This window comes from Microbulbifer celer, assembly GCF_020991125.1.
Taxonomy (GTDB): Bacteria; Pseudomonadota; Gammaproteobacteria; order Pseudomonadales; family Cellvibrionaceae; genus Microbulbifer; species Microbulbifer celer.
Window position 1 is genome coordinate 4,044,559 of the sequence record NZ_CP087715.1, and the last position, 23,976, is coordinate 4,068,534.

Consider the following 23,976-nt stretch of genomic DNA (forward strand, 5'->3'; position numbering starts at 1 on the left):
GGGCGATATGACCCTTGGGGCCTAAGGCGGTATAGCTTCAACTTGAGGCTGGAAAAGGGAGGTGTCTAGGAGGCAAGCAACAAAAAAGCCGCACCCTTTCGGGAGCGGCTTTGGAGATGGTGCCCAGAGGCGGAATCGAACCACCGACACGGGGATTTTCAATCCCCTGCTCTACCGACTGAGCTATCTGGGCTTCGCTTTACGCGGGGCGTCCCCGGTAGCGAGGCGCGTATTAAACCCGCTCTGCCGGGGGGAGTCAACCCCTTGATTGATAAATAGTTTTCCCGTTTGTAAGCGGTCGCTTACTTGTCGTTGCCTTCTTCGGGAACGAAGCCTTCGGCGGCATCGTAGTCTTCACCGCTCAGGAACTTCTGCATCTGTTCACCGAGATAGGCGCGGGAGGAGGGTTCCATCATGTTGAGGCGTTTTTCGTTGATCAGCATGGTCTGGTGGGCCATCCACTCCTGCCAGGCCTTGGCGGATACATTCTCGTAGATGTCCTGACCTTTGGGGCCCGGGAAGGGCGGGTTGGGGAGACCTTCCAGTTCCTGTTGGTATTTGCGGCAGAAGACGGTGCGGGACATGGGTTCTCCAAGTTTATCTGGGAATGGTTTAGCCGGAATTAGTTTAGCTGGGCGCCAGTAAGGGCTCCTGCATGGCAACGAGCTGTTTCACCAGTTTGGCGATGGGCGCCGGCAGCCCCAGGTCCTGTCCGGATCGGGGGCGGTCGAGTTGGCGCAGTTTATACCAGCCACTGGGTCCTTCTGCCACCTGCGTCGGTTTTGCCGGCAGAGTTATCCACACCGGGTGGATATCCAGATGGAAGTGGGTAAAGGTGTGGCGCATGGGGGGCAGGGCCTGTACGTCGCCTGCGGTCAGGTCCCGTGATGCCAGCCATTCCTCTGCGCTGGCCTCGCCACCGTCGTCCCCTTCCAGTTGCGGCGGTATCCACAGTCCGCCCCAGATGCCGGTGGCGGGGCGCTGTTCCAGGTACAGCTCGCCGTCGTGTTCGATCAGCAACAGGGTAGTCTGGCGCTCGGGTTTTTCCTTTTTCGGTTTCTTGCCCGGGTAATCCGTGGGGTTGCCCTGGGCGCGGGCGATACAGTGATGCTCGAACGGGCAGCGTTCACAGGCGGGTCTGGATCGGGTGCACAGGGTGGCGCCCAGATCCATCATCGCCTGGGTGTAATCCCCGGTGCGCTCTTCCGGCGTGTAGCGTTCGGCAATTTCCCACATTTCTCTGGCCACGGCGGTCTGCCCCGGCCAGCCTTCCACGGCGTGAATACGCGCGAGTACCCGTTTCACATTGCCGTCCAGAATCGCCGCTGACAGCCCCATGCTGATACTGGCGATGGCGCCGGCGGTGGAGCGGCCGATACCCGGTAGATCCGCCAGCGCCTCGACGCTGCGGGGAAACTCGCCCCCGTGTTCGTTGACCACCGTTTGCGCGCATTTGTGTAGATTGCGCGCACGGGCGTAGTAGCCGAGGCCGCTCCAGTGCGCGAGTACGCGGTCCTGGCTCGCGGCGGCCAAGGCCTCAACCGTGGGAAAACTTTCCATAAATCTTTGGAAATACGGAATAACCGCCGTGACCTGGGTCTGTTGCAGCATGATTTCAGACACCCATACCCGGTAGGGGTTGATGTCCTGCTGCCAGGGCAGGTCGTGGCGGCCGTGTTGGTCGAACCATTTGAACAGCGCGGACTGGAATCGCGCGGGTGTTTTGGGTTTTGCGGGGGCTGTCGTAGGGGAACTGGGCATGGGCAGATAAAAAAATGGGCACCTCGGGAGGTGCCCATGCTACTGCGTTCTCGGCGTTCGTCATACCGGTGGTTGCCGGGATGCCGCGATCGGTTACTCGTCTCGGTTGAACAGGCCTTTGAACTTGTCTTTCAGCTTGTCCTTCAGGTCTTCGGTCTTTTCCTTTACCTTGTCGCCGTACTTCTTCTCCGCCTGGTACTTCAGTTCTTCGCGGATCAGGTCGTCGATGCGGCGGCTGTCGGGTTTACAGGTGGTGGCGCCGGCGTCGCCGAAGCTGTCTTTGCAGCGCAGCGGCAGCGGGCGGTTGCGCCAGCGGTCGTTCTGTACCGAGCAGCCATTGTTGGAGGTTTTCTCTCCTACCAGCGCAAGGCCGAGGGCGAAGTCGAATTCCTGTTTCTGCAGGTTGACGGTGCCGTCGCCGGTCAGCGCAATGTTTTCCACCCCGGCGTTGATGCCATCAACTTTCGCCACATCGCCGTCCAGATTGACGCTGGCGCGCAGGTCCTGCAGGCGGGTGCGCTGGGGCCATTCCTGTTCCGGCAGTGGGGTTTTCTCGGCGTAGCTCACCAGTTGGCACATGCCCTTTTCCAGGTTGAATGGTGCCAGGGCCAGCTCCGCCGCGTTCAGCTGTACCGCTGCACGCAGTTGCTTTTGCAGGGCCTGAGTGTCGGCGCCGCTGGTCTGGGCGACCCAGGTGAGGTCGGTCTTGCCGGACAGGGTGATTTTTTTCTTGTCAGCCGGTTCCGGTTCGTCGCTGGCGAACAGGGCTTCCTGCACTTTGGAGATCTCTACTCCGGTCAATCCTCCACTCAACTCTGCGCGCGCAGAATCGCCACGGGCGTTGAACACGCCGGTGCTGTTGAGCTCGCCCCCGTAGAGACCGGCGGCCAGCTTGTTGAGCTGATAGAGGCCGTTGTTGATGTTGACCGCGAGCTCGGGCTGGTCGATTTCAAAGTCCAGTGCGTGCAGCTTTTTAAGGGTCAATTGCAGGCGGGCGTTGAAGCCGCGCATGGATTCCAGTGGCAGCGCTACCGGCTGTGCGGCGGCCACATCTTCGCTGAGCTGCTCTTCTTCCGGAGTGGCAACCGGCGGTGGCAGGTAGTCGTCCACATTCAGCTCTCCGCCATTCAGGGTGAGGCTGACGGTGGGCACATCACCGGCCTGGTAGCCGGCGCTGCCATTGAAGGTGTGGTCGTCCAGAGATAGCTGCAGCGGCTCCAGGGTCAGCTGTTTGTCGGTGCCGTTGATGTCGGTTTCGAGCCTGAATTTCTTCAGGGCGTCGGTGCTCTGGGCCTTGTATTCGCTGCCCACGGCGGCGAGCCAGCCGGTCAGCGGCTCGGCTTCGGCATTGAGGTTGAGCTGTACCTGCCAGGGCGCATCGGCCTCTACGCGGCGGACATTGCCGCGCAGGGTGAGCTCTGCTTCGGCCCCTTTGCCACTGGTGAGCTTGATATTGGCCGGCTGCAGGCGCAGGCCGTGTAGCCCTTCGTCGATGGCGAGGGTGCTGTGAATATCGAGTTCGAGTGGCTCGGGGAAATCGCTGGCTGAGAGCGCCGCACTCAGGCGGACATCGCCGGGCTTGCCACCGGGCACGAGGTTGTCGGCGACAATGCGCAGTTTGTTGACGACGTACTCGGTGCCTGCCTGTTGGTCGCTGTAGCGCAGTACCCCGTCTTCGAGGCGCAGCTGTTCCAGTGCGATGTGCAGGTCGCTGCCGCTCTGGGTTTCTTCCGTGGCGGGGACGTCCAGTTCCGGGGGCTGCTCTTGTTCAAGTTTGGCGTCGCGTTCGGCCTTGGCTTCCATGGCGTCGGTGATCAGTTCCCAGTTGCCCTTGCCGTTTTTATCCACGGTGAGTGCAACCTGGGGTCCGAGGAGGACGATTTCCTTGGCTTCGATGCGTTTGTTTAGCAGCGGCATCAGCGCTACGCCGACGGCGACTTTGTCTGCTTCCAGCACGGATTCACTGGGCAGGGCCAGGGGGGCGAGTCTTACGCCATTCAGTTCGAGGGCGATGTTGGGCCAGAGTTGCCAGCCGATGTCGCCGTCGAGGGTGAGGGCAATGCCCTGATCGGCGGCCAGCTGTACGATTCTGGGTTTGTATTGATTGGCGTCGAGGCTGGAGAGAAACCAGGCGACGGCACCGGCGAGCAGTGCGAAGAGAACAACGAGGGTAATAAGTCCGCGTTTGATCCAGGCCATGTAGGCGTGTCCTTTTTCTGGAATATTCGGCTGGGAGTTTGGAGTTGCCTCTGAGGGCTTTGAAAACCCTCAGTGGCGGCACCGCTGCCGGGTGGAGCCTTGTGAGACACGCCGTGAACCCATCCATGGGGGCTCTTCTAAAACATCCCTGTTTTAGAAGGTCTCACAAGGCTCCACCCGTCATCGATGCCTTCGCATCCGACTAACTCGAATACGAAAACTCCGCAGTTGCGGACTATTGAAGCAGGTGCCGGTCAGAAATGAAACCTTACTCCGGCTTCTACACTGCGGCCCGGTTCCGGTGCGAAGTCGCGCAGCAGGGAGGTGGCGTTGCGGATCTCTTCATCCAGCAGGTTGCGGGCGCTGGCGAAGACGGTGCCGTCGCTGCCGGCCAGTTTGAAGTTGTACTGGGCGGTGAGGTCCATGCGGGTGTAGGCCTCGGTGGGCTCCTCGAACGCACCCGGGCGGTCCTGCGCGGTGGCGTGGGTGTTGCGCCACTGCCAGTTCCAGTTGGCGTAGTCACCGCTGACGGCAAAGCCATAGCGCAGTGGCGGCAGGCGCGGGACCGAGCGGCTCTCGCCGGCAATCCGGTCGTCGAAGCTGGCGCGTACGCTGTCGCCGAACAGGGTCAGGCTCAGGGTGTCGGCCAGTGGGAACTGCACCGAGGCCTCGGCGCCGTAGAAGGTGGCGTCGCGGTTCTGGTAGCCGAAGATGTCGAACTCGCTTTCCTCGTCCTCGACGCCGGTGTTGGCAGCGTAGATGTAGTCGCCGATGCGGTTGTAGAACACATTGGCTTCCACCTTGGCCGCGTGCCAGCCGCTGGCCTCTTGGTTGTGGTGGTGATAGCCCAGCTCCAGGTTGACGGAGTTTTCTTTATCGAGGGCATCGTCGCCGATCAGGTAGCGGGATTCCGCCAAATGAGCGCCGTCGGCGTAGAGTTCTTCCGCTACCGGTGCGCGCTCGGCGCTGGTGAGGCTGGCGCTCAGGTGCTGGTGCTCGGCGAGGAAGTACTGCAGCGCGCCAGAGAGACTGACCAGGTTGAAGTCCTGCTCGCGGCCGAACTCGGGATCAATATTGACGTTCTCCAGGCGCGCACCCAGATCCATGTGCCAGTCGCCCCATTCGCGCTCTTTCATGGTGAAGGCGCCGATGCTGTCAGTAATGGACGGGCGTACAAAGGCCTCTTCGCCGACGGCGGCAAAGTCCTTGCGCGATAGCTGCAGGCCATAGGCGCCCCGCCATTCACTGCCGTCGTCGTGGGTCAGCTCCACGCGGCCTTCCCAGGCGTCGTTGGTGAAGCGGGTACCTTCGTGGAAGTGATCGCCGTGGGCTTCCAGTTCCACGTGCTCGTAATTGTTGTGGCCCAGGCGGAAGGTCAGCTTGTTCCAGTATTCGCTGTTGAAGCGGTGTTCGCCCTTCAGGTCGTAACGGGTCTGGGCCATGTCGATGCGCACGGCGGCCGGGCCTTCTTCTTCCGTGTGTTCCTCGTGGGCGTGCTCTTCTTCGTGATCGTGTTCTTCCTCGAGCGCGTGATCCTCTTCCCCGTGTTCCTCTTCCCCGTGCTCATCTTCGTGGGTGTGATTGTGGGTGCCCAGCGGGATGCCGTAGTTGTTTTCCAGTCGGTTGACGGACAGACCGATAAAGCCGGTTTCGGTCACCCACGAGAGACCGGCGCTACCGCTCTTGGCGCGGGCGTTGGTGTTGCCGACGAAGCCATCGGTATTGAAGTCAGAGTTGAGCTCGTCTTCGTGGTGTTCTTCTTCGTGCTCTTCATGCGCGTCGTGGGCGTGCTCTTCGTGTTCGCCGTGCTCGCGGATTGCGAGGCCGGGAATCTCGGTGTTGCCGTTTTCCCGATAGACCCCGTCCAGGTACCAGGCCAGATTGCCGGCGCCGCCCTGCAGGCGAAAGACGCCGGCATCCTGACCATTGGCGGTGTCGTGACGCATTTCCACCGCGCCTTCCATCTGTTCCGGCACTTCGGTGGGGATTCGGCCATCCAGTACATTGACCACGCCGCCGATAGCGCCGCTGCCGTAGCGCAGGGTGGCGGGGCCGCGCAGGATCTCGATGCTCTCCGCCAGCAATGGCTCGACGCTGGCGGCGTGGTCGGAACTGGTATTGGAGGCGTCGGCGGTATCCAGGTTGTCGTTCAGTACTTTCACCCGGTTGGCGCTCTGGCCGCGGATGACCGGCAGGCCAACTCCGCCGCCGAAGGAGGCGTTGGCCACACCCAGCTGGCTGTTCAGGGTCTGGCCAAGGGTGGCGGATGCGGCTTTGCGCAGTTCATCGCCCTTCAGCACGGATACTGGCGCTGCCACGGCGTCTGCGGGCTTTTCCAGCGGTGATACGGTGACATTCACCTCTTCCAGTGCATCTCGCTTATCGGAAGCGCCTTTTCCCGCGGTGGTTTGACCAGACGTGGTTTGTGCGGATACAGAAACGGACAGCGCACAGGCAATGGCCAGCGCCAGAGTATTGACTCGGTACATGTAATTTATTCCTGTCACGGACAGGCAGCGGCCACCCAAAAGGCCGGTGCCGGCAAAAACTTATAATCGTGTGTTGTTTAGTGGTGTGACAGGAGCGCGGGAGGGCCGCGGGCGGACTGGCGCTCCGGCTGGCAATCGTAGGCCACCGGGGCCTGCTGATGGTTGTACAGCGGCGCCAGGTCGGGTGTAGTGAAGGTAAACTCAGTAGCCGCGGGCGCGGGCACGTGGTTACCGGACAGCTCGCACAGCTTGTGGGACGGGTCATCGATATGAATATGCTCAGCCAGCACCGGCTGCGCGCTGATAAACGCGAGCAGCAGGACCAGAGTGGCCCAGATGCGGGTTGTGTGGCTGGGGAACTTATTCATGCGCGGTATCATATTTGATCGGGCGGCTGAATCAAGTTTCATCTGACACTATCGCGCAAATTCTGCCTTAATTGAGCGTATAATTCGCGCCTTCTGTCTCAGTGGGAGCAAGTTGCCTCTCACACAGCAATCAAGGATGTAGATCCCATGCGCACCGCCAGCGTCAACCGCGACACTCTGGAAACCAAGATCAAGGTCAGCCTCAACCTCGACGGCAAAGGCACCGGCAAGTTTGACACCGGAGTGCCCTTCCTCGAGCACATGATGGACCAGATCGCCCGGCACGGCATGATCGATCTGGACATCACCTGCGACGGTGACACCCACATCGACGACCACCACACGGTGGAAGATATCGGCATCACCATTGGCAAGGCCATTACCGAAGCCGTGGGCGACAAGAAAGGCATGACCCGCTACGGCCACGCCTACGTGCCCCTGGACGAAGCGCTCTCGCGCGTGGTCATCGACTTCTCCGGCCGCCCGGGCCTGACCATGAACGTGCCCTTCACCCAGAAACGCATCGGTGATTTCGACACCGAACTGTTCTACGAATTCTTCCAGGGCTTCGTCAACCACGCGCTGGTGACCGTGCACATCGACTGCATCCGCGGCTTCAACGCCCATCACCAGATCGAAACCGTCTTCAAAGCCTTCGGCCGCGCCCTGCGCATGGCCCTGACCCCGGACCCACGTATGGAAGGCGCCATGCCCTCCACCAAAGGCGTGCTCTGAGGAACCACAGAATGCAAAAGATCGTCATCCTCGACTACGGCATGGGCAACCTTCACTCGGTAGCCAGCGCCCTGCAAAAAGTCGCCCCCGGTGATGAAGTCGTCCTCGCCACCACCCCGGAACAGGCCGAAGGCGCCGACCGCCTCATCGTCCCCGGTGTTGGCGCCATCCGCGACTGCATGGAAGGCTTCATCCGCCCCGGCTTCGTACCCCTGCTCAACCGCTGCATCGAAACCGGCATGCCGGTGCTCGGCATCTGCGTCGGCATGCAGATCATGATGGCGCGCAGCGAAGAGAATAACGGCGTCGACTGCCTGGACATCTTCCCGCAACCGGTTAAGTTTTTCGGTACTGATCTAAAAGAAAACGGCGAGCGTTTAAAAGTACCGCATATGGGCTGGAACCAGGTGCAACAGAAAATCGACCACCCCATGTGGCGGGATATCGAAAACGGCAGCCGTTTCTATTTTGTGCACAGCTACTATGTACCGGCGGAAAATAATGACGCCCTCGCCGGTGAGACTGAATACGGTGTGAGAATTGCCGCGGCAGTCGCCCGCGAAAATATTTTCTCCACCCAGTTCCACCCGGAAAAAAGTGCCGATGCCGGGCTGCAGTTACTGAAGAATTTTGTCGACTGGAATGGCCAGTACTGAGACCAAAGCCGCTCGCTAACGAAGCAAGAAATCCATCGCGAAGGCAGAGCGCCGGGTATGGGGTTTCAGAAGCGTCGGCGACAGGGACGTCGCCGCCGCAGCGTACAGGGAAGTATTTACAGCGGTTCTGAAACCCCATACCCGGTGCTCTGCCGCCACCGGGCTAACAAAAAGTATCAACGGCCCGGCCAACAGCAACAGGAAGTTAAACAGAATGATCGTAATCCCAGCCATTGATCTGAAAGACGGCGAATGTGTCCGCCTGCGTCAGGGTGAAATGGAAGACGCTACCGTCTTCTCCGACGACCCCCTCGCCACCGCCGAACACTGGCTCAGCCAGGGCGCCAAACGCCTACACCTGGTCGACCTCAATGGCGCCTTCGCCGGCAACCCCGTCAACAGCGAAGCGGTAAAAATCATCGCCCGCCAATTCCCCGGCTTTCCCATCCAGATCGGCGGCGGTATCCGCGACCTCAAAACCATTGAGCGCTACCTCGATGCCGGCGTCACCTGGGCCATCATCGGCACCGCCGCGGTAAAAAATCCCCAGCTGGTCAAAGACGCCTGCCGTGAATTTGAAGGCCACATTATCGTCGGCCTCGACGCCAAAGACGGACTCGTCGCCACCGAAGGCTGGGCCGAAGTCTCCGACGTCAAAGCCACCGAGCTCGCCAAAGAATTCCAGGACAGTGGCGTCAGCGCCATCGTCTACACCGATATCGCCCGCGACGGTATGATGCAGGGCGTCAACGTTGAAGCCACCATGGAACTGGCGCGCGCGGTACAGATTCCCATCATCGCCTCCGGTGGGGTCAGTTCCATCGAAGACATCCAGCAACTGCTGGAAGCCGGTGACGACAACACAGAAATCTTCGGCGCCATCACCGGCCGCGCCATCTACGAAGACAAGCTCGACCTGCGCGCCGCGCAGGAACTATGCGACAACTGGAAAAAGTAATCACATGGGCCTCGCCAAACGTATTATTCCCTGTCTCGACGTCGACGCCGGCCGTGTGGTGAAGGGGGTCAATTTTGTCGATATCCGCGATGCCGGTGACCCGGTGGAAATCGCCCGTCGCTACAACGAAGCCGGTGCCGACGAAGTGACCTTCCTCGACATTACCGCTACCCACGAAGGCCGTGACACCACATTGCATACCGTGGAAAAAATGGCCTCACAGGTGTTTATTCCCCTCACCGTCGGTGGCGGTGTGCGCGAGCTGCAGGATATCCGCAACCTGCTAAACGCCGGTGCGGATAAAACCGCAATCAATTCCGCTGCGGTGTTCAACCCCGACTTCGTGCGCGAGGCCGCCGACCGTTTTGGCAGCCAGTGCATCGTTGTCGCCATCGACGCCAAACAGGTAGGAGACGGTAAGTGGGAAATCTTCACCCACGGCGGCCGTAAACCCACCGGCATCGACGCGGTGGAATGGGCAAAGAAAATGGACAGCTACGGCGCCGGGGAAATCCTGCTTACCAGCATGGACCGCGACGGCACCAAGAACGGCTTTGACCTGGCGCTGACCCGCGCCGTCTCCGACGCGGTATCGGTACCGGTGATTGCGTCCGGCGGCGTGGGTAACCTGCAACACCTGGCTGACGGCGTACTCGAAGGCGGTGCCGATGCGGTGCTGGCGGCAAGTATTTTTCACTTCGGGGAATACACCGTGGGTGAGGCCAAAGCATTTATGCACAATGCCGGTATAGAGATGCGGATCTAGTGTGGTGTAACGAACTAATTGTGCTTATCAGCGGCCCACCCGAAGGGAGCCCCCCAAATCGCCCACAGCTGCGTTGCCGCTCTTGGAAAGGGCCCGCCATTCCCTGCGAGCGGCGCCTTACTGTGAACAATTTGGGGGGCTCTGATATACACAATTAGTTCGTTACACCACACTAGTCTGAACCCGACGGGTTAGACGTACCCCGATCTTTCAGAACTTGTGTTCGCTGCGCCAGCGTCGCGCACGCTGGCTGCCGAATGGGCGTACATTGCCGCGGTAATTGTGCGGCGGATTGAGGTACTGTCCGAAGGCTTTTTCCGCTTCTTCCCGGCAGCGGAAAGGCCCGAAAGTACGGCCACCGCGGACCTGAAAATACCAGTCATTTTCGACTTTATAGTAGCGATCTGCACGGGGCGGAATAACCTTGCCCTGCTCGCCACGGCGATACTGCTGCATGACTACCTCACTACTGCGACATCTCGAAAAACCGGCCCCTTCCATTTTAAGACTAGTTAAAAATCCGGTGCCGGTTTTACGCCGGTAGTCATTCTGTCCTACAGATCCTCTGCGCGAATCGCCACCTGATCCGAACGTTTTTTGCTGCTGCCGGCGTCTTCCGGTGCGGCGGGGCGGTTCACGTACAGGTTCAGCCCCTTCAATACGTTCAGGGCCTCGAATACCTGATTGTCGCGGCTGTACCAGTCTTCCTTGTTGGCGCGGTCGCGTTTGCGGTCTGCAGAACTGCTTTCCTCACCGCCGTTGCCGTTGCCGAGATGGCCTGTCAGGTCCGCTTCCGTGGTGCGCGAGCGGCCGTCTACGCGGGTGACCTTCACGCGCTCAACGGTAATATCCGGCGTAATACCTTGGGCCTGGATCGAGCGGCCTTTGGGCGTGAAGTACAGTGCCGTGGTCAATTTGATCGCGCGGTCGTCGTTGATCGGGATCACCGTCTGTACCGAGCCCTTGCCAAAACTGTCGGTGCCCATGACCACCGCGCGTCGGTGATCCTGTAGTGCGCCGGCGACAATCTCCGCGGCGGATGCGGAGCCGTCATTGATCAGTACCACGATCGGCGCACCGCCGGTGATATCGCCGGGGCTGGCGGAATAGCGCAGGTTGGAGGATTCATTGCGACCCTCGGTGTACACCACCAGACCTTCCTCCAGGAACGCATCCACTACTTCGACGGATGACTGCAAAACGCCGCCGGGATTGTTGCGCAGATCGATGATCAGGCCTTTCAACTCTTCCTTGTCGAGCTTTTTCATTGCCCGCATCAGGTCGCCGCCGGTGTCCATCTGGAACTGGCTGATACGTACATAGCCGTAGCCTTCTTCCAACATCTCGCCACGCACGCTGTACACACGCACCTTGTCGCGCTTCAGGGTGACATCGAAGGGTTCCTTGTGGCCCTTGCGTCCGATGGTGAGCGTCACCTTGCTGCCCACCGGGCCGCGCATCTGCTCCACCGCCTCGTCCAGGCTGACACCGCGCATGGACTTTCCAGCAAGGCGCAGAATCACATCGCCGGCGCGCAGCCCGGCGCGGTCGGCAGGGGTGTCATCCATGGGGGTGATGATGGTGATGTAATCGTCTTCGATACCCACCTCGATACCGAGGCCGGCAAATTCGCCGGTGGTATTGGCCTGCAGATCATCGAATGAGCGGCTGTCCAGATAGGACGAGTGGGGGTCCAGGCCCTGCAGCATGCCTTTGATGGCGAATTCCAGCAGCGTACTGTCGTCCACCTCTTCCACATAACCTTGGCGTATCTGTTCGAAAACTTTGGCGAAGCTGCGCAGGTCTTCCAGGGGCAGGCGGGATTCAACCGCCGGTGAGATACGTTCCTCATCATCACTCTGGCTGAGTCCCATCAGCGGCAGAGCGGAGAGGGCTGCCACACCAATCAGGTGGGTCAGCAATTTGGGGCTGAACATAGTCTGCACGTCCTTGGCATTTATCGTTTCTGTATGTACGAACTCGTGTTGTCCTCAGAAATTGTAGACCCGGAATGGCAATAGAAATGGAATCTGGCGGGTGCTATTGCGCAGCCGGGGTGGGTGGGGAGAGGTGCTATTCGGGCGGAAGAGAGGAAAGGGTGACAGGATGGCCCGGTAATTGGCACCGGGCTCTACGTTGGCGCCGGATCAGAGCGGCTTGTTGTCTGAGAGGTAAATCCAGCCTTTGACGATACGGTAGACCACCCAGATAAACCACACAAAGCCGAGGAAGCCGACCAGGAAGAATCCCAGTCCCAGGGTGGCAACGGTCAGTACAAAACCAACAACCGTCAGGCCAATCAATGCCACCAGGCCGATCCAGAAGGTATTGATCTGCCAGCGGAACTGTTGCTCGTAATAGGTACCGCGGGCATCGTCCAGTTTGATGTAGGCCAGTACCAGCGCGATGATCGCGGTTATCCCTACGAAGAACGACGCTACGTACAGCGCGTAATTGATATGACACATCTGGCGTAAGCTGCTCTCGCGAGCCTCGCTTCCCTGTGGCTCAGATTTCCACGGTTGATTGCTTGTCTGTTCCATGAAATTTTCCCTGTTGCTGGTATGGATTATGGAAATGCAATGATTTCTGTTTGGCGGACAGTTGTCGTGTTCAAAGCTAAAAGTGGAACTTGAACCCCGAACCAGTGTTGGCGCATAAAACAGAATTGGCAAGATTAGCGTACCCCGTGGGAAATGAATAGCGCGGCAGGGAGGCAGAGAAGGAGGGGATCAACCCCGACACCACACCGTGGGATCCTGCGGTTTGCCGCGGTGGCGGATTTCAAAATACAGGCCGCTCTCGGCGGCACCGCCGGTATTGCCGACTCTGGCAATGGTATCGCCGCGCTCCACCCATTCGCCGATGGCGCGGGTAAGGGACTGGTTTTGTCCGTATAGGCTCATATAGCCGTCGCCGTGATCGAGGATCACCAGCATGCCCTGGCCGCGCAGGTAATCGGCAAACACGACGCGACCGCGGTGGATGGCTTTTACCGGACTGCCCGCATTGGCGCGCAGGGTGACGCCGGTCCAGGTAATACCGTTGGCGCGGCGTTGGCCAAAGGCATTGGCGCGGCGGCCCTGGGCCGGCCACTGCATGCGTCCGCGCTGCTTGGCAAACGGGGTCTGATCACTGGGGTTGATCAGGCTTGCGATTGCGCGCCCCACTTCATCCACCAGCCGCTGCAGGCGACTGCGGTCTCCATGTAATTTGTCCAGTTCACTACTTTTACTCGCGAGCTGTTGCGCCAGTTTGTCCAGGGTGCGTTGACGGTTTTTCTGCGCGCTGGTGAGCGCGCGGCGCTGTTGCTCGAGCTGGTCGCGCTCGCGGGCCAGGGTATCCTGTTCGCGCTGGATGCCGCTGCTGACGGTGGAGAGTTCTTCGAGGGTGGTGACGTAGTCGCCGATCACGCGGTTGCGTTGTTTGAGGAAGTAGTCGTGGTAGCGGAGTTGGCGGGCGATGTGCTGGGGATCTTGCTGGTTGAGGAGCAGTTTGATCTGCTCCTGGCGACCGAGTCGGTAAGCGGCGGCGACTTCCTGCTCGACCCGCCGCTGCATACTTCGCCGGGATTCTTCCAGCTGTTGCTCTTCCCGCTTCAGCTCCTGCAGCTTCTCGCCGCGACTCTGCATATCGGTTTTGATCTTGTCGATGCGCTGCAACAGTTTAGAGATGTTTTTCTCGTTGTCTTCCAGATCCTTCAGCAGCTGATCGCGCTCGCTTTTGACCTGGTTGAGCTCCCGTTGCAGGGAGTCGATCCGCTGTTTGATCTCTTTCAGCCGCGCCTGCTGTTCCTCATCGGACGCCTGCGCGAAGCAGGCGGGGCCGATCAGGAAAAAAGACAGCAGCGCAGTGACGGCCATTGCAGAAAATTTCATGAGTACGGCTTTGCCTCGATAGGATTCAGTCCAACTTTACCATCAGTCCAATTTTACCAGGGGCTCACCGCTCATTTCTGCGGGCTGGGTCATACCCATCAGGGACAGCATGGTGGGGGCCACATCCGCCAGGCTGCCGCCATCGCGCATGGTGACGTCGCGTTCACCGACATACACAAACGGTACCGGCAGGGTGGAGTGCTGGGTGCTGACCTGGCCGGAGCCGGCGTCGAACATTTCTTCCACGTTGCCGTGGTCGGCGGTGATCAACACCTCGCCGCCGGCGGCCAGGGCCGCCTTGGTGACGCGATCTACACAGCCGTCCAGCGCTTCCACCGCTTTTACCGCCGCGTCGAAGTCACCGGTGTGGCCGACCATGTCACCGTTGGCGTAGTTGCAGATGATGGCATCGAACTTGCCGCTCTCGATCGCCGCCACCAGTTTGTCGGTGACCTCGGGGGCACTCATCTCCGGCTGCAGGTCGTAGGTGGCTACGTCCGGGGATTTGATCAGGATACGCTCTTCGCCGGTGTAGGGCTCTTCGCGACCACCGCTGAAGAAGAAGGTGACGTGGGCATACTTTTCGGTTTCGGCGATACGCAGCTGGGTCTTGCCCTGGTTCTGCAGGTATTCGCCGAAGGAATTCACCATCGCTTCCGGCGGGAAGGCACAGCTGGCATTGATATCGCCGGCGTATTCGGTGGTCATCACGAAGTCCGCCAGTTTCGGTGTTTTGGCGCGCGCGAAGCCGTCGAAGCCGGGATCGGTGAAGGCGCGGGTCAGTTGGCGCGCGCGGTCCGGGCGGAAGTTCATGAAGATCATCGCGTCGCCATCTTCCAGCGGCGCTGGCGCGCCGATACGCGTCGGCGCGACGAATTCGTCGTTCTCGTCGCGCTCGTAGGCGGCGGCAAGGCCGGAAACCGCATCGGCGGCTTCATACTCGGCAGTGCCCTGGGTGATCAGGTCGTATACCGGCTGCACGCGATCCCAGCGGTTGTCGCGGTCCATGGCGTAGTAGCGCCCGGCAATACTGGCGACTCGCGCCATGCCCACGGAATCGCACACCTGGGTGAGGCGCGCCAGGGAGGACTCGGCGCTGCGCGGGGCGGTGTCGCGACCATCGGTGAAGGCGTGTACGTAAATGGCCCTGGCGCCGCGCTGGGCGGCCAGGGTGACCATGGCAACAATGTGGTCTTCATGGCTGTGCACGCCGCCTTCAGACAGCAGGCCCATGATGTGTACCGCACCGTTGTTGGCCACGGCCTTGTCTACCGCCGCGGTGTAAGCGGGATTCTTGAAGAAGTCGCCGTCTTCGATCGCTTTGTTGATGCGGGTGAAGTTCTGGTACACCACGCGGCCCGCGCCCAGGGTCATGTGACCCACCTCGGAGTTGCCCATCTGTCCTTCCGGCAGGCCTACCGCCATGCCGGAGGTGTGGATCAGGGTTTTGGGGCGGTTGGCCCACAGCTGATCCCAGACCGGGCTCTTGGCCGCGGCAATGGCATTGTGCTCGCTGTGCTCACTGTGGCCGAAGCCGTCCAGAATCAGCAGGACCAGGGGGCGTTTGGGGGATGAGTCAGCGGTTGCCATGGGTTCGGTATTCCTTTGTTGGATGGGTGGAAGGTCGAGTTGGCGACGTTGCCGGACAATCGGATCGCAATCCAATGCGTCAATGCAGGTGGCGGATTTTACCTGTTTATAGGCCTTTGGTCAGGTTTTAATCCGCAATTGGCCTGCTGAAAAGGGATAAGTGGCCGGGCAGAGGCTGAGTGAACGCTAAAGTGAGGCGTTGGGAATACACGTAGGGCGCCGAGAAATTGCTGGTCAATAAATGGGCATAGTCGTGTATACTCCCGGCCTTTCCGCGGGCCGCTGGGTAGCAGTGGGCCCGCCACATGTCGGATGACCAATGGGTGACATCCGGTCGACTGAAAACAACAACCGTGAATAATTGGGGGCGAAGTGGACTTTTTCGTCTTTATCAGCGAGCAGTGGCTGCTGGTGAGTCTGTTAGTGGCACTGCTTTACGTGCTGGCATTTTCCGAACGTGCGAAAGCGGGCAAACCTGCCTCCGCCAATGAGACCACGCGCCTGATCAATTCGGAGGGCGCGCGGGTGGTGGATCTGCGGGATCGGTCCGACTACAGCGCCGGACATATCGTGGATGCGATCCATATCCCCCATGGGGAAATGGAAAAGCGCATCGGCGAGTTGGCACCCTATAAAGACAAGGTGTTGATCCTGGCAGACAAGATGGGACAACACGCGGGCCCGGTCGGTCGCCAGTTGAAGAAGGCCGGCTACACTGTGCGTCGTCTCGAAGGCGGTATGTCCGAGTGGTCGAACCAGAAACTCCCCCTGGTCAAAGGCTGATCGGGAATTGTTAGTCGAGGTAACGGAATCGTGAAAGAAGTTGTCATCTATACCACCCGGTATTGTCCCTTCTGTGTCCGCGCCAAGTACCTGCTGGATAACAAGAACATCCCCTATACCGAGATTTCCGTCGATGGTGATCAGCAGTTGCGCGCGGAAATGACCGCCAAGGCGGGCAGTCACACGGTGCCCCAGATCTGGGTGGGCGAGCACCACGTAGGCGGTTGCGATGAGCTGATGGCCATCGAACGCAGCGGCGAGCTGGACGAGATGCTGGCCGACTGAGGTGGTGGCGTGGCAATCCGCCAACGTCAATGAAATTTCAATGAAATGCCTTGAAAGGGGTTTTCGAGGCCCCCATAAGTAAGACTCATACAGGGAGTCTTCTAGGGAACCTCTGAGCAAGTCCGCAATGTCTCTGCGTGACCTGAAGGCTGCAGCTGTTAGGCGCAGCTCGCCGCGAATGGCCGTAGCCCTTTGCAAGAGCTGCAACGCAGCAGTTGCGGTCTTCAGGTCGCGCCCTGCGGGGCTTTCAGAGGTTCCCGATCATGGAAGGCAGGCAATAACTTTTATTACGAATTACAGGCAGTGACATGGCTGAAGAACATAACGGCGCGGCGAACAACGCAGAAGATCAACAGATACAGTTCGCGATGCAGCGCATCTATCTGAAGGACCTCTCTTTCGAAACCCCAATGGGGGCCGAAATCTTCAAGAAGCAGTGGAAGCCCGAGGTCAATCAGGAGCTGAACACCAAAACCGCCAAGATCGACGAAGATCTGTATGAAGTGGCGCTGACTCTGACCATCACTGTCAAAGTTGAAAACGAGACCGCATTCCTGGTGGAAGTGCAGCAGGCCGGCCTGTTCGGTATCAAAGGTCTGGAAGGCCAGCAACTGGCCCAGGCGCTGAACACTGCCTGCCCGCAGATCCTGTTCCCGTACGCGCGCGAAGTAGTCGACAACGTAGTCACCAAGGGCTCCTTCCCGGCCCTGATGCTGCCGCCGATCAACTTCGACGCCCTGTTCGCCGCTGCCCTGAAGCAGGCCGAGCAACAGGCTGGAGAAAAAGCTGACGCGTAAGTCGCAGCTTTTGATCAAAAAGGCTCCTTCGGGAGCCTTTTTTGTGTCTGTCGGAAGACCAAATTCCTGACGCGTAAAACATCTTCTGCAGTGCAAAAGTTAATGTGAAGGTGGCGATGCCGGGTATTGGCTTGCGAGACCTTCTAAAACAGGGATGTTTTAGAAGAGCCCCCATGGATGGGTTCACGGCGTGTCTCGCAAGCCAATACCCGGTAGCGCCACCGCCCGAAAATAGATATCGGAGCGCGAGCCATGCAGTGGGACCTCCCGCAACCATACCAATACAAAGTCCAGGTACAGGCCGAACATGTAGACGGCCTGCATCACGCCAACAACGCCGAGTATGTGCGCTGGTGTGAACGCGCCGCCTGGGCCCACAGCCTCGACCTGGGGCTGGATGTCACCAACTACCAGTCCATGGACCGGGGAATGGCAATCCGTCATGCCGAGTACGACTATATACTGGCCGCCAGGGAGCGCGATGAACTGCAGATCGGCACCTGGCTCACAAAGGTCGACGGCCGGCTCAATATGACCCGGACGTTCCAGATATTCCGTGCCAGTGACAAAGCGCTGATCCTGCGGGCCACCTGGCAGATGGTGTGTATCGAACTCTCCACTGGCAAACCCAAGCGAATGCCCCAGACTTTCAAAGACATCTACTGTCCGGCAGTGGTGGAAGGTTCCTCCGACCCTGCCCACGGATAATTCAACCCAGGAGCGCCAGCATGAGCGAAGAGATCACCCTCACCGAGAATACCGGCGCCCTCAAGGGCAGGACCATCTTCATCACCGGCGCCAGCCGCGGTATCGGCCGTGCCATCGCCCTCAAATGTGCCGCCGATGGTGCCAATATCATCATCGCCGCCAAATCCGCCGAGCCCCACCCCAAGCTCCCCGGTACTATTCACACCGTGGCCGAGGAGGTGGAAGCCGCCGGTGGCAAGGCGCTGCCGATCCAGATGGATGTGCGCGAGGAAGATCAGGTGGCAGGGGCGCTCAAAAAGGCCGCCGACACTTTTGGCGGTGTTGACGCGGTGATCAACAACGCCGGCGCCATCAGTCTGACCAGCGTGGAAGCTACCCCGCCCAAGCGCTATGACCTGATGCTGGATATCAACGCCCGCGCGGTCTATCTCACCGCCCACCTGGCGATTCCCTACCTGAAACAGTCCGACTGCGGACATATCCTCAGCCTGTCGCCGCCACTGAACCTGGAGCCCCGCTGGTTGGGGCCTTTTGCCCCCTACGCGTTGTCCAAGTTCGGCATGACCATTCTCAGCATGGGACTGGCGGAAGAGCTGAAGAAATCCTCCATCAGCGTTGCCACCCTGTGGCCACGCACGCTGGTGGCTACCGCAGCGATTGAATTCGCGGTCGGCAACCGCGAGATGTTCGACCAGAGCCGCAAACCCATGGTGATGGCCGACGCCGCCTACGAGGTGCTGTGTACCAAAAACAAGGGCCTGAGCGGTACCCAGTTAATCGATGAGGAGCTGCTCGAAGACCGGGGGGTGGAAGATTTCAGCGGATATGCGCACAATCCCGCAAAGGCCGGCGAGCTGGCAGTGGATCTGTTTCTGGATCCCTGACCTGGCATCGCCGAGAGACGGGCTGGGCAGTTACGGGGGCCGACGTGGTAGATGTAGATGTAGATGAAGAAGTGGTGGACGAGCAGTTGGCAGACGAAAGCGATTTGTTCAAAGGTGCGATGGGCGCACTGGGGGATGTGAAACCCCTGCCGCGGGAAAAGCAGCAGGCATCCCTGAAGAAAGCAGTCGATAGTAATCTCAATCTGCGCGCCCGCCGCGAGGCCGCCACCGCCCAGACAGCCCGCGAGCTCAATCCCCTGGGAGGTGAGTTTGTCGATCCGGTGGATCCCCGGGACCCGATCGAGTTCAAACGCGATGGTGTTCAAAATGGGGTTTATCGCAACCTGCGCCTGGGCAAATACCAGGTGGACGCGCGCCTGGACCTGCATAATCACACCGTAGAAATGGCCCGCAGCGTGCTGTACCAGTTTGTGCGCGATTGTATGGAAGCGGATGTGCGCTGTGCTCTGGTGACCCACGGCAAGGGCGAGGGCCGCAAACAGCCGGCAGTACTGAAAAGCTGCCTCAACGCCTGGCTGCCCCAGCTATCCGAAGTGCTTGCGTTTCACAGCGCCCAGAAACAGCACGGTGGCCTCGGGGCAACCTATATCCTGTTGCGTAAAAGCGAACGTAAACGGCAGCAGAATTGGGAGCAGCATTCGCGCCGCCTGTAAAAAGTCACTGAGAGCAGCTGTGCGTGTGCCGACTGCACACTCAATGGATTTTTATCGTAAAAGTGACTGCCCGTAATCTGTTTGTCACTTGCCGCCACTAATATGCTTTCCACAACGAAACGTTGCTTGTCGGGTTGTTTTCATCGCGCAACCCAACCGAGACGCTCGTTGTTCTTCTTCTCTCTTTGCATCTCACCATTTTGGTGTGCTTAATGCTTCCGAGTTGGAAGTGCCTCCACTTTGGAGGATTCCCGGTGCGTCGAAAAGAGTATCGGGAATAAGGTATCGAAGTTCGCACTTGCGAATGGAGACCCTTCTTGAATGATTCAGGCGGCCATTGGCCGCCTTTTTTTGTTTGCCCGGAAAGGCCTGTAAAGCTCCTTCAGGGCGCCGGAGGGAGTTCGCGGGTCTGTTTGAATTGCAGGCGGGTGCCGTCTCCGCCGGTGAGGGTCAGGGTTTCACCGCTGGCCTCTACGTGATCCACCCGCGGCAGCGCCAGTAGAAAGTCCTCCTCCAGCTTGCTGCTTTCACGGCGATCCCCCAGGCGGGAAATCTCGGGTGGCTTCAGCCACTGGATCGAACCGTTGTCATCGAGGGAGAATTTACCCAGGTAGGGGTTGGATCCGGCACTGCCGCGCACGAATCCCAGTTTGTCGCAGGTCAGGTAGGGGCGGTCCCGCCACATTTTTTGCCAGAACATCGACAGGCGGTGATCGCGCCCATCCACCCTCAGCTCTTTCAATAGCCACTGGCGTGCGCACAGGCTTTCCGTAGTCACAGTCTGACGGGAGGATTGCGGTTGGGATACCTGAGCGGGGCCACCGCAGCCGGTAAGGGCATTAGCGGCTATAAGGGACAGTAGGAGCAGAGCGGAAGGTCCGAAAGAAAACGCACCCAGACAGGCGGGAACGCCGGCCAGGGAAGAACGGATGTGACGCGGACAGAGCATGAAGGAATTCCAATAGCTGTTTGCGCCATTTAACATGATTTTCCCTCCCCGGTCTGTGACCAATAAGTACTTACCGGTACTTGCCGGAGAGGGGAGTGGAACCTGCTGCGCCCGGTCCGCGCGCTAGCGACCTACGCGAATGTACTCGATAAAGGTATTGCCGGAGGCATCGCGCAGGATCAGGCGACCACCACCACTTTTTACAAATGCCTGGGTAGTGCGCGACAGGGCGCCGAGATACTGCTGTTCCTGCGCCATCACCGCGGGAGGCCCCGCCATTTTGGTAGAGGCGAAGCTGCTGGTATCCCACAGAAGCTGGCCGGTATCGGTGATCTGCATGGCGCCGCGATAGGTGTTGAGGCCGCTCTTGCCCATGGCTTCGCCGTTGGCGTTGCACAGGAAAGTGAATGTCTCCGGCTCGGAGACTGTCACTGCTTCGCCATCGAGGCGCAGCAGGCGCATCTGCCATTTACCCTCGCAGACACTGGAAAGCGTGCCCGGTGTCTGAGTGGGACCCGAGTCCTTCGAGTCCATACCCATACAGCCGGCGATCAGTATGGCCAGGCCGGCCAGCCAGATCAGCAGATGTGATTTCATACTTGAGCTCCCTGCCCATATCGTTGCGACTTACCCAATCATAGTTGCGCCTGTCATGGCTGAGACGAAAAAGGCGCCAAGCTGGTGCGGTGACGTTCACGGTTTACTGTGTGACCGTCCGCCCCCGTCGCCAGTCTTGCTTAGGTTGGGGCGCTGGGGAAGCTCAGGTCTGACGTACGCAGCGCACAACAATCTTGTTGTCCATTTCCCGTTCATAGCAGCGGAATTTGGCACCGTTGACGTTCAGGGACTTGGGGCTGCGCCTGGGCGCGTTGGCCGGGATGGTGACCGGCGGGGCTTCTTCGGAGCGGATGTAGAGGTGTTCCGGGGTGCGTTCACCGGATCCCTGGGATTGGCTGAAAGTCCTGATTGCGTGGCTCTCCTCTTTCGACTCGGTTGCGGTGCAACCGGCGACAATCCCTGCCGCTACCGCCGCAGCCAGCAGAATACTACTCAATTTCTGCACGCTGATACCTCATTGGCTGATTGGAGAAGGCGGGATTTCCGCCGCCCTCACTGTTCAGACTAGAAGAGCCAGCTGCCAAAGTGTGGATGCATGCGCCAATTTGTTTAAGGCTGCGCCGAAAGAAAAACTGGTGCGACAAAAAAGGGGCCCATCGGGGCCCCAATCAATACGCAACACTGTGAGAGACGGGTTTTTAGAAGTTGTAGCTGCCGGTGAGAGCGATGGTGCGCGGCGCGCCGTAGAAGCCGGTATCGAAGGCGCCACCGAAACCGTAGCCAGCGATCCGGTACTCTTTGTCGGCCAGGTTCTTACCGACCAGGCTCATATTCCAGTCACCGCTCGGGCTGTAGTAAGTCGCCGTCATATCCACCAGAGTATAGGCCTCCTGGTCGAGAATACTGGGAGTTTCAAAGATCTGGGTGTCTGCGCGGTAGGAAACCGTGGGCAGGAATACCAGCTCTGCTCCGTTATCCATGACCATGGAGTAGTTCAACTGGAACATCGCGGTGGTGTCTGGAGTGTTTTGCATGTCCCGTTCATCAGACACATCCACACCGCCGGAAATGAACTCCAGGAACTCGGTATCCGCGAGGCCCAGGGTCAAATTCGCCAGCAGGTTGTCGGTCATCGCCAGGGTGGCTTCGAGTTCCAGCCCCTGAATACGTGCCTCACCGGCATTCAGTACCGCACTGGAGAAGCCGCCGCCGGGCGTGAACTGCTGAACGGTTACCTGCATATCGTTGTAGTCGGCGCGGAACGCGGCGGCGTTCAGGCGCAGTCGATTGCTGAACAGGTCAGACTTTACCCCGAGCTCGTAGGTGTCCACGGTTTCCGGATCAAAGCCGTCGACGGTCGAGGGCAGAACACTGGCGTCGCCGCGCATATCGAAACCACCGCTTTTGAAGCCGGCGCTATAGGTGGCGTACACCATGGTGTCGTCATCAATCTGGTAATCCAGACCGACGTGCGGGGTAAACTGACCCCAGCTGTCGCTGTTTTCATAGTCGGTCAGCGCGCCGAGGAAAATGGCTGCCGGTTGGCCGGGGTTATATTTGCCGGCAAACGTAGGGCTGTATAAACCGGCGAAGTTGGCTTTGAATACCTCGGCGTCTTTTTCATCTTTGGTATAACGTCCGCCGAGACTGAGATTCCAGTCTTCGGCAAACCGCCAGTTGTAGTGCGCGTAAGCGGAAAGACTGGTGGTATCCACGGAGCCGGCAACCTGCTGTGTCAATCCTACCGGCAGAGTTGGCTCAGCTTCCGGGTCGTTCAGGTTCACGTACCCGAGTACGGCATCGAATGCACCCGCTGCGGTACCCGTGTAGTAATAAAGGCCGCTGACCAGATCGGCATTGTCGCCTTCCCAGATCAACTGGAATTCCTGCGTGGTCTGATCATCCTCATAATAAGCGGGGACATCGAAGTCCGGACGATTGACACTGTCGAAATCGATTGCGGTTTCGGTCTCACCAGTTCGGTGCGCAGTGATTGATTTGACCGTGACGCTATCGGACATTTGCCATTCAGCAGTCAGAGACATACCACTGGTTTCCACCAGGTTTTCCGCCGGCATATTGGATTCGGTGTCGTAGACACTGTTCAGGACAGGCTCTCCTGCGAGACCCTCGACGAGTCGGTAGCCGTGTTTGGGAGCAGATTCGTCGATGGTTTTGTCACCGGCGAGGCGTACCCAGACGGTATCACTGGGATTCCACTCCACCGCGAAGCGACCACTGAGCACATCTTTGTTGTATTGGTCTTCCCCGGTGCGGACGTTCTCGCCAAAGCCGTCGCGCTGGAAGCTGGCAATGGCGCCGCCGATATTGACGGTTTCGGAAATCGCGGTGGAGGCCGCCACTTTAATATCGCGCTGGTTATAAGAGCCCAGTGTGCCACCGATATTCACTTCGGTATCGCCGGTCATCTTCTTGGTGACATATTTAACCGCGCCACCAATGGTGTTCTTACCGTACAGGGTGCCCTGCGGACCGCGCAGGACTTCCACTCGTTCTACGTCGAGAATGTCGAGTACCGCACCCTGTGGACGCGCAATGTACACATCATCTATATAAATACCCACACCCGGTTCGAAGCCCCACAGCGGGTCCTGTTGACCGATGCCGCGGATAAACGCGGTCAGGGTGGAGTTGGTGCCGCGGCTCGCCTGTAGCGTAGTATTGGGAGACAGCTTCTGTACATCGGTGAGATCGCTGACTCCGTTCTGCATCAGCTGGTCTGAGCTGATCGCGGTCACCGCCACGGGCACTTCCTGCAGGGACTGTTCGCGCTTCTGCGCGGTAACGGTCACTTCTTCCAGTTGCGGGTCTGCATGGGACAGGCTGGCGCCGCAGGCGAGCATGACGCCCACGGCGATAGGGTTGAACTTGATAGTTTTGCGCATGACTCTCTCCGATCACCAATTTATGGTTATTT

General features: G+C 59.3%; 24 protein-coding genes and 1 tRNA gene. 10 read left to right on the forward strand and 15 right to left on the reverse strand.

All coding sequences use genetic code 11. The features are described from left to right. Nucleotides 1-117: 117 nt before the first annotated feature. The 6 genes from LPW13_RS16920 to LPW13_RS16945 form a co-directional block, all read right to left on the reverse strand. Nucleotides 118-193 (reverse strand) — tRNA-Phe (locus tag LPW13_RS16920). A gap of 109 nt (nt 194-302) precedes the next feature. After that, nucleotides 303-584: an oxidative damage protection protein gene (locus LPW13_RS16925; RefSeq protein ID WP_230437170.1), complete on the reverse strand. Its 282-nt coding sequence runs from the start codon at nt 582-584 to the stop codon at nt 303-305. Between the two features lie 43 nt (nt 585-627). Continuing rightward, nucleotides 628-1,761, reverse strand: a complete 1,134-nt coding sequence (gene mutY, locus LPW13_RS16930; RefSeq protein ID WP_230437171.1) for an A/G-specific adenine glycosylase — start codon at nt 1,759-1,761, stop codon at nt 628-630. Nucleotides 1,762-1,854: 93 nt separating this feature from the next. Further along, the gene (locus LPW13_RS16935; protein WP_230437172.1) at nt 1,855-3,960 is read right to left on the reverse strand and encodes an AsmA family protein; all 2,106 of its coding nucleotides are present in this window, start codon (nt 3,958-3,960) and stop codon (nt 1,855-1,857) included. A gap of 254 nt (nt 3,961-4,214) precedes the next feature. Continuing rightward, nucleotides 4,215-6,449 (reverse strand): TonB-dependent receptor, encoded by a 2,235-nt coding sequence (locus tag LPW13_RS16940; RefSeq protein WP_230437173.1) that lies wholly within the window; start codon nt 6,447-6,449, stop codon nt 4,215-4,217. A 77-nt stretch (nt 6,450-6,526) separates the two neighbouring features. Further along, a complete protein-coding gene (locus tag LPW13_RS16945) occupies nt 6,527-6,817 on the reverse strand; it encodes a hypothetical protein (protein WP_230437174.1) in 291 nt (96 codons plus the stop codon). A gap of 147 nt (nt 6,818-6,964) precedes the next feature. On the opposite strand from LPW13_RS16945, the gene hisB reads away from it, so the two are divergent. The 4 genes from hisB (at nt 6,965) to hisF (ending at nt 9,932) form a co-directional block, all read left to right on the forward strand. Further along, on the forward strand, nt 6,965-7,552 hold the full coding sequence (gene hisB, locus LPW13_RS16950) for an imidazoleglycerol-phosphate dehydratase HisB (protein ID WP_230437175.1): 588 nt from the start codon (nt 6,965-6,967) through the stop codon (nt 7,550-7,552). An 11-nt stretch (nt 7,553-7,563) separates the two neighbouring features. Beyond that, the gene (hisH, locus tag LPW13_RS16955; protein ID WP_230437176.1) at nt 7,564-8,208 is read left to right on the forward strand and encodes an imidazole glycerol phosphate synthase subunit HisH; all 645 of its coding nucleotides are present in this window, start codon (nt 7,564-7,566) and stop codon (nt 8,206-8,208) included. A 214-nt stretch (nt 8,209-8,422) separates the two neighbouring features. Continuing rightward, entirely contained in the window at nt 8,423-9,166 is a 744-nt protein-coding gene (hisA, locus tag LPW13_RS16960) for a 1-(5-phosphoribosyl)-5-[(5-phosphoribosylamino)methylideneamino]imidazole-4-carboxamide isomerase (protein ID WP_230437177.1), read from the forward strand. Nucleotides 9,167-9,170: 4 nt separating this feature from the next. Further along, nucleotides 9,171-9,932 (forward strand): imidazole glycerol phosphate synthase subunit HisF, encoded by a 762-nt coding sequence (hisF, locus tag LPW13_RS16965; RefSeq protein ID WP_230437178.1) that lies wholly within the window; start codon nt 9,171-9,173, stop codon nt 9,930-9,932. Nucleotides 9,933-10,142: 210 nt separating this feature from the next. Here hisF and LPW13_RS16970 read toward each other — a convergent pair whose 3' ends face one another. The 5 genes from LPW13_RS16970 to gpmI form a co-directional block, all read right to left on the reverse strand. Beyond that, nucleotides 10,143-10,388 carry a DUF6316 family protein gene (locus LPW13_RS16970; protein WP_230437179.1) on the reverse strand — a complete coding sequence of 82 codons (246 nt, stop codon included), beginning with the start codon at nt 10,386-10,388 and terminating at the stop codon, nt 10,143-10,145. Nucleotides 10,389-10,486: 98 nt separating this feature from the next. Continuing rightward, nucleotides 10,487-11,869 carry a S41 family peptidase gene (locus LPW13_RS16975; protein ID WP_230437180.1) on the reverse strand — a complete coding sequence of 461 codons (1,383 nt, stop codon included), beginning with the start codon at nt 11,867-11,869 and terminating at the stop codon, nt 10,487-10,489. Between the two features lie 210 nt (nt 11,870-12,079). Beyond that, nucleotides 12,080-12,475, reverse strand: coding sequence for a DUF4870 family protein (locus LPW13_RS16980; protein ID WP_230437181.1), 396 nt, complete (start codon nt 12,473-12,475; stop codon nt 12,080-12,082). Nucleotides 12,476-12,664: 189 nt separating this feature from the next. Further along, nucleotides 12,665-13,810, reverse strand: a complete 1,146-nt coding sequence (locus LPW13_RS16985) for a murein hydrolase activator EnvC family protein (protein ID WP_230437182.1) — start codon at nt 13,808-13,810, stop codon at nt 12,665-12,667. A gap of 42 nt (nt 13,811-13,852) precedes the next feature. Then, nucleotides 13,853-15,400, reverse strand: a complete 1,548-nt coding sequence (gene gpmI / locus LPW13_RS16990) for a 2,3-bisphosphoglycerate-independent phosphoglycerate mutase (RefSeq protein ID WP_230437183.1) — start codon at nt 15,398-15,400, stop codon at nt 13,853-13,855. 372 nt (nt 15,401-15,772) lie between these two features. Here gpmI and LPW13_RS16995 point away from each other — a divergent pair, with 372 nt between their 5' ends. The 6 genes from LPW13_RS16995 to smrA all read left to right on the forward strand — a co-directional run bounded on the left by LPW13_RS16995 (nt 15,773) and on the right by smrA (nt 19,531). Beyond that, entirely contained in the window at nt 15,773-16,183 is a 411-nt protein-coding gene (locus LPW13_RS16995; protein WP_230437184.1) for a rhodanese-like domain-containing protein, read from the forward strand. A gap of 30 nt (nt 16,184-16,213) precedes the next feature. After that, nucleotides 16,214-16,468, forward strand: coding sequence for a glutaredoxin 3 (gene grxC, locus LPW13_RS17000; RefSeq protein WP_230437185.1), 255 nt, complete (start codon nt 16,214-16,216; stop codon nt 16,466-16,468). A 308-nt stretch (nt 16,469-16,776) separates the two neighbouring features. Next, the gene (secB, locus tag LPW13_RS17005) at nt 16,777-17,265 is read left to right on the forward strand and encodes a protein-export chaperone SecB (RefSeq protein ID WP_230437186.1); all 489 of its coding nucleotides are present in this window, start codon (nt 16,777-16,779) and stop codon (nt 17,263-17,265) included. Between the two features lie 252 nt (nt 17,266-17,517). Then, nucleotides 17,518-17,973, forward strand: coding sequence for an acyl-CoA thioesterase (locus tag LPW13_RS17010; RefSeq protein ID WP_230437187.1), 456 nt, complete (start codon nt 17,518-17,520; stop codon nt 17,971-17,973). 20 nt (nt 17,974-17,993) lie between these two features. Beyond that, nucleotides 17,994-18,857: an SDR family oxidoreductase gene (locus tag LPW13_RS17015; RefSeq protein ID WP_230437188.1), complete on the forward strand. Its 864-nt coding sequence runs from the start codon at nt 17,994-17,996 to the stop codon at nt 18,855-18,857. Between the two features lie 86 nt (nt 18,858-18,943). After that, on the forward strand, nt 18,944-19,531 hold the full coding sequence (gene smrA, locus LPW13_RS17020; RefSeq protein WP_268932706.1) for a DNA endonuclease SmrA: 588 nt from the start codon (nt 18,944-18,946) through the stop codon (nt 19,529-19,531). A 382-nt stretch (nt 19,532-19,913) separates the two neighbouring features. Here the strand turns inward: smrA and LPW13_RS17025 are convergent, their stop codons facing one another. From LPW13_RS17025 to LPW13_RS17040, 4 genes are all read right to left on the reverse strand, one after another. Further along, on the reverse strand, nt 19,914-20,480 hold the full coding sequence (locus LPW13_RS17025) for an META domain-containing protein (RefSeq protein WP_230437189.1): 567 nt from the start codon (nt 20,478-20,480) through the stop codon (nt 19,914-19,916). A gap of 123 nt (nt 20,481-20,603) precedes the next feature. Further along, a complete protein-coding gene (locus tag LPW13_RS17030; RefSeq protein WP_230437190.1) occupies nt 20,604-21,077 on the reverse strand; it encodes an META domain-containing protein in 474 nt (157 codons plus the stop codon). Between the two features lie 163 nt (nt 21,078-21,240). Next, the gene (locus tag LPW13_RS17035; protein ID WP_230437191.1) at nt 21,241-21,543 is read right to left on the reverse strand and encodes a hypothetical protein; all 303 of its coding nucleotides are present in this window, start codon (nt 21,541-21,543) and stop codon (nt 21,241-21,243) included. A 193-nt stretch (nt 21,544-21,736) separates the two neighbouring features. After that, nucleotides 21,737-23,944 carry a TonB-dependent receptor gene (locus LPW13_RS17040; RefSeq protein WP_230437192.1) on the reverse strand — a complete coding sequence of 736 codons (2,208 nt, stop codon included), beginning with the start codon at nt 23,942-23,944 and terminating at the stop codon, nt 21,737-21,739. Between the last annotated feature and the right edge of the window lie 32 nt (nt 23,945-23,976).

Excerpts from the sequence above, each read along its gene's own strand:
- hisF (WP_230437178.1), top strand. The coding sequence starts at position 9,171 with ATGGGCCTCGCCAAACGTATTATTCCCTGTCTCGACGTCGACGCCGGC.
- hisH (WP_230437176.1), top strand. The coding sequence starts at position 7,564 with ATGCAAAAGATCGTCATCCTCGACTACGGCATGGGCAACCTTCACTCG.
- gpmI (WP_230437183.1), bottom strand. The coding sequence starts at position 15,400 with ATGGCAACCGCTGACTCATCCCCCAAACGCCCCCTGGTCCTGCTGATT.
- hisA (WP_230437177.1), top strand. The coding sequence starts at position 8,423 with ATGATCGTAATCCCAGCCATTGATCTGAAAGACGGCGAATGTGTCCGC.
- hisB (WP_230437175.1), top strand. The coding sequence starts at position 6,965 with ATGCGCACCGCCAGCGTCAACCGCGACACTCTGGAAACCAAGATCAAG.
- LPW13_RS16945 (WP_230437174.1), bottom strand. The coding sequence starts at position 6,817 with ATGAATAAGTTCCCCAGCCACACAACCCGCATCTGGGCCACTCTGGTC.
- LPW13_RS16925 (WP_230437170.1), bottom strand. The coding sequence starts at position 584 with ATGTCCCGCACCGTCTTCTGCCGCAAATACCAACAGGAACTGGAAGGT.
- secB (WP_230437186.1), top strand. The coding sequence starts at position 16,777 with ATGGCTGAAGAACATAACGGCGCGGCGAACAACGCAGAAGATCAACAG.
- LPW13_RS16940 (WP_230437173.1), bottom strand. The coding sequence starts at position 6,449 with ATGTACCGAGTCAATACTCTGGCGCTGGCCATTGCCTGTGCGCTGTCC.
- LPW13_RS17030 (WP_230437190.1), bottom strand. The coding sequence starts at position 21,077 with ATGAAATCACATCTGCTGATCTGGCTGGCCGGCCTGGCCATACTGATC.
- LPW13_RS17015 (WP_230437188.1), top strand. The coding sequence starts at position 17,994 with ATGAGCGAAGAGATCACCCTCACCGAGAATACCGGCGCCCTCAAGGGC.
- LPW13_RS17010 (WP_230437187.1), top strand. The coding sequence starts at position 17,518 with ATGCAGTGGGACCTCCCGCAACCATACCAATACAAAGTCCAGGTACAG.
- LPW13_RS16980 (WP_230437181.1), bottom strand. The coding sequence starts at position 12,475 with ATGGAACAGACAAGCAATCAACCGTGGAAATCTGAGCCACAGGGAAGC.
- LPW13_RS17025 (WP_230437189.1), bottom strand. The coding sequence starts at position 20,480 with ATGCTCTGTCCGCGTCACATCCGTTCTTCCCTGGCCGGCGTTCCCGCC.
- LPW13_RS17040 (WP_230437192.1), bottom strand. The coding sequence starts at position 23,944 with ATGCGCAAAACTATCAAGTTCAACCCTATCGCCGTGGGCGTCATGCTC.
- LPW13_RS16985 (WP_230437182.1), bottom strand. The coding sequence starts at position 13,810 with ATGAAATTTTCTGCAATGGCCGTCACTGCGCTGCTGTCTTTTTTCCTG.
- LPW13_RS16935 (WP_230437172.1), bottom strand. The coding sequence starts at position 3,960 with ATGGCCTGGATCAAACGCGGACTTATTACCCTCGTTGTTCTCTTCGCA.
- LPW13_RS16975 (WP_230437180.1), bottom strand. The coding sequence starts at position 11,869 with ATGTTCAGCCCCAAATTGCTGACCCACCTGATTGGTGTGGCAGCCCTC.
- mutY (WP_230437171.1), bottom strand. The coding sequence starts at position 1,761 with ATGCCCAGTTCCCCTACGACAGCCCCCGCAAAACCCAAAACACCCGCG.
- LPW13_RS16970 (WP_230437179.1), bottom strand. The coding sequence starts at position 10,388 with ATGCAGCAGTATCGCCGTGGCGAGCAGGGCAAGGTTATTCCGCCCCGT.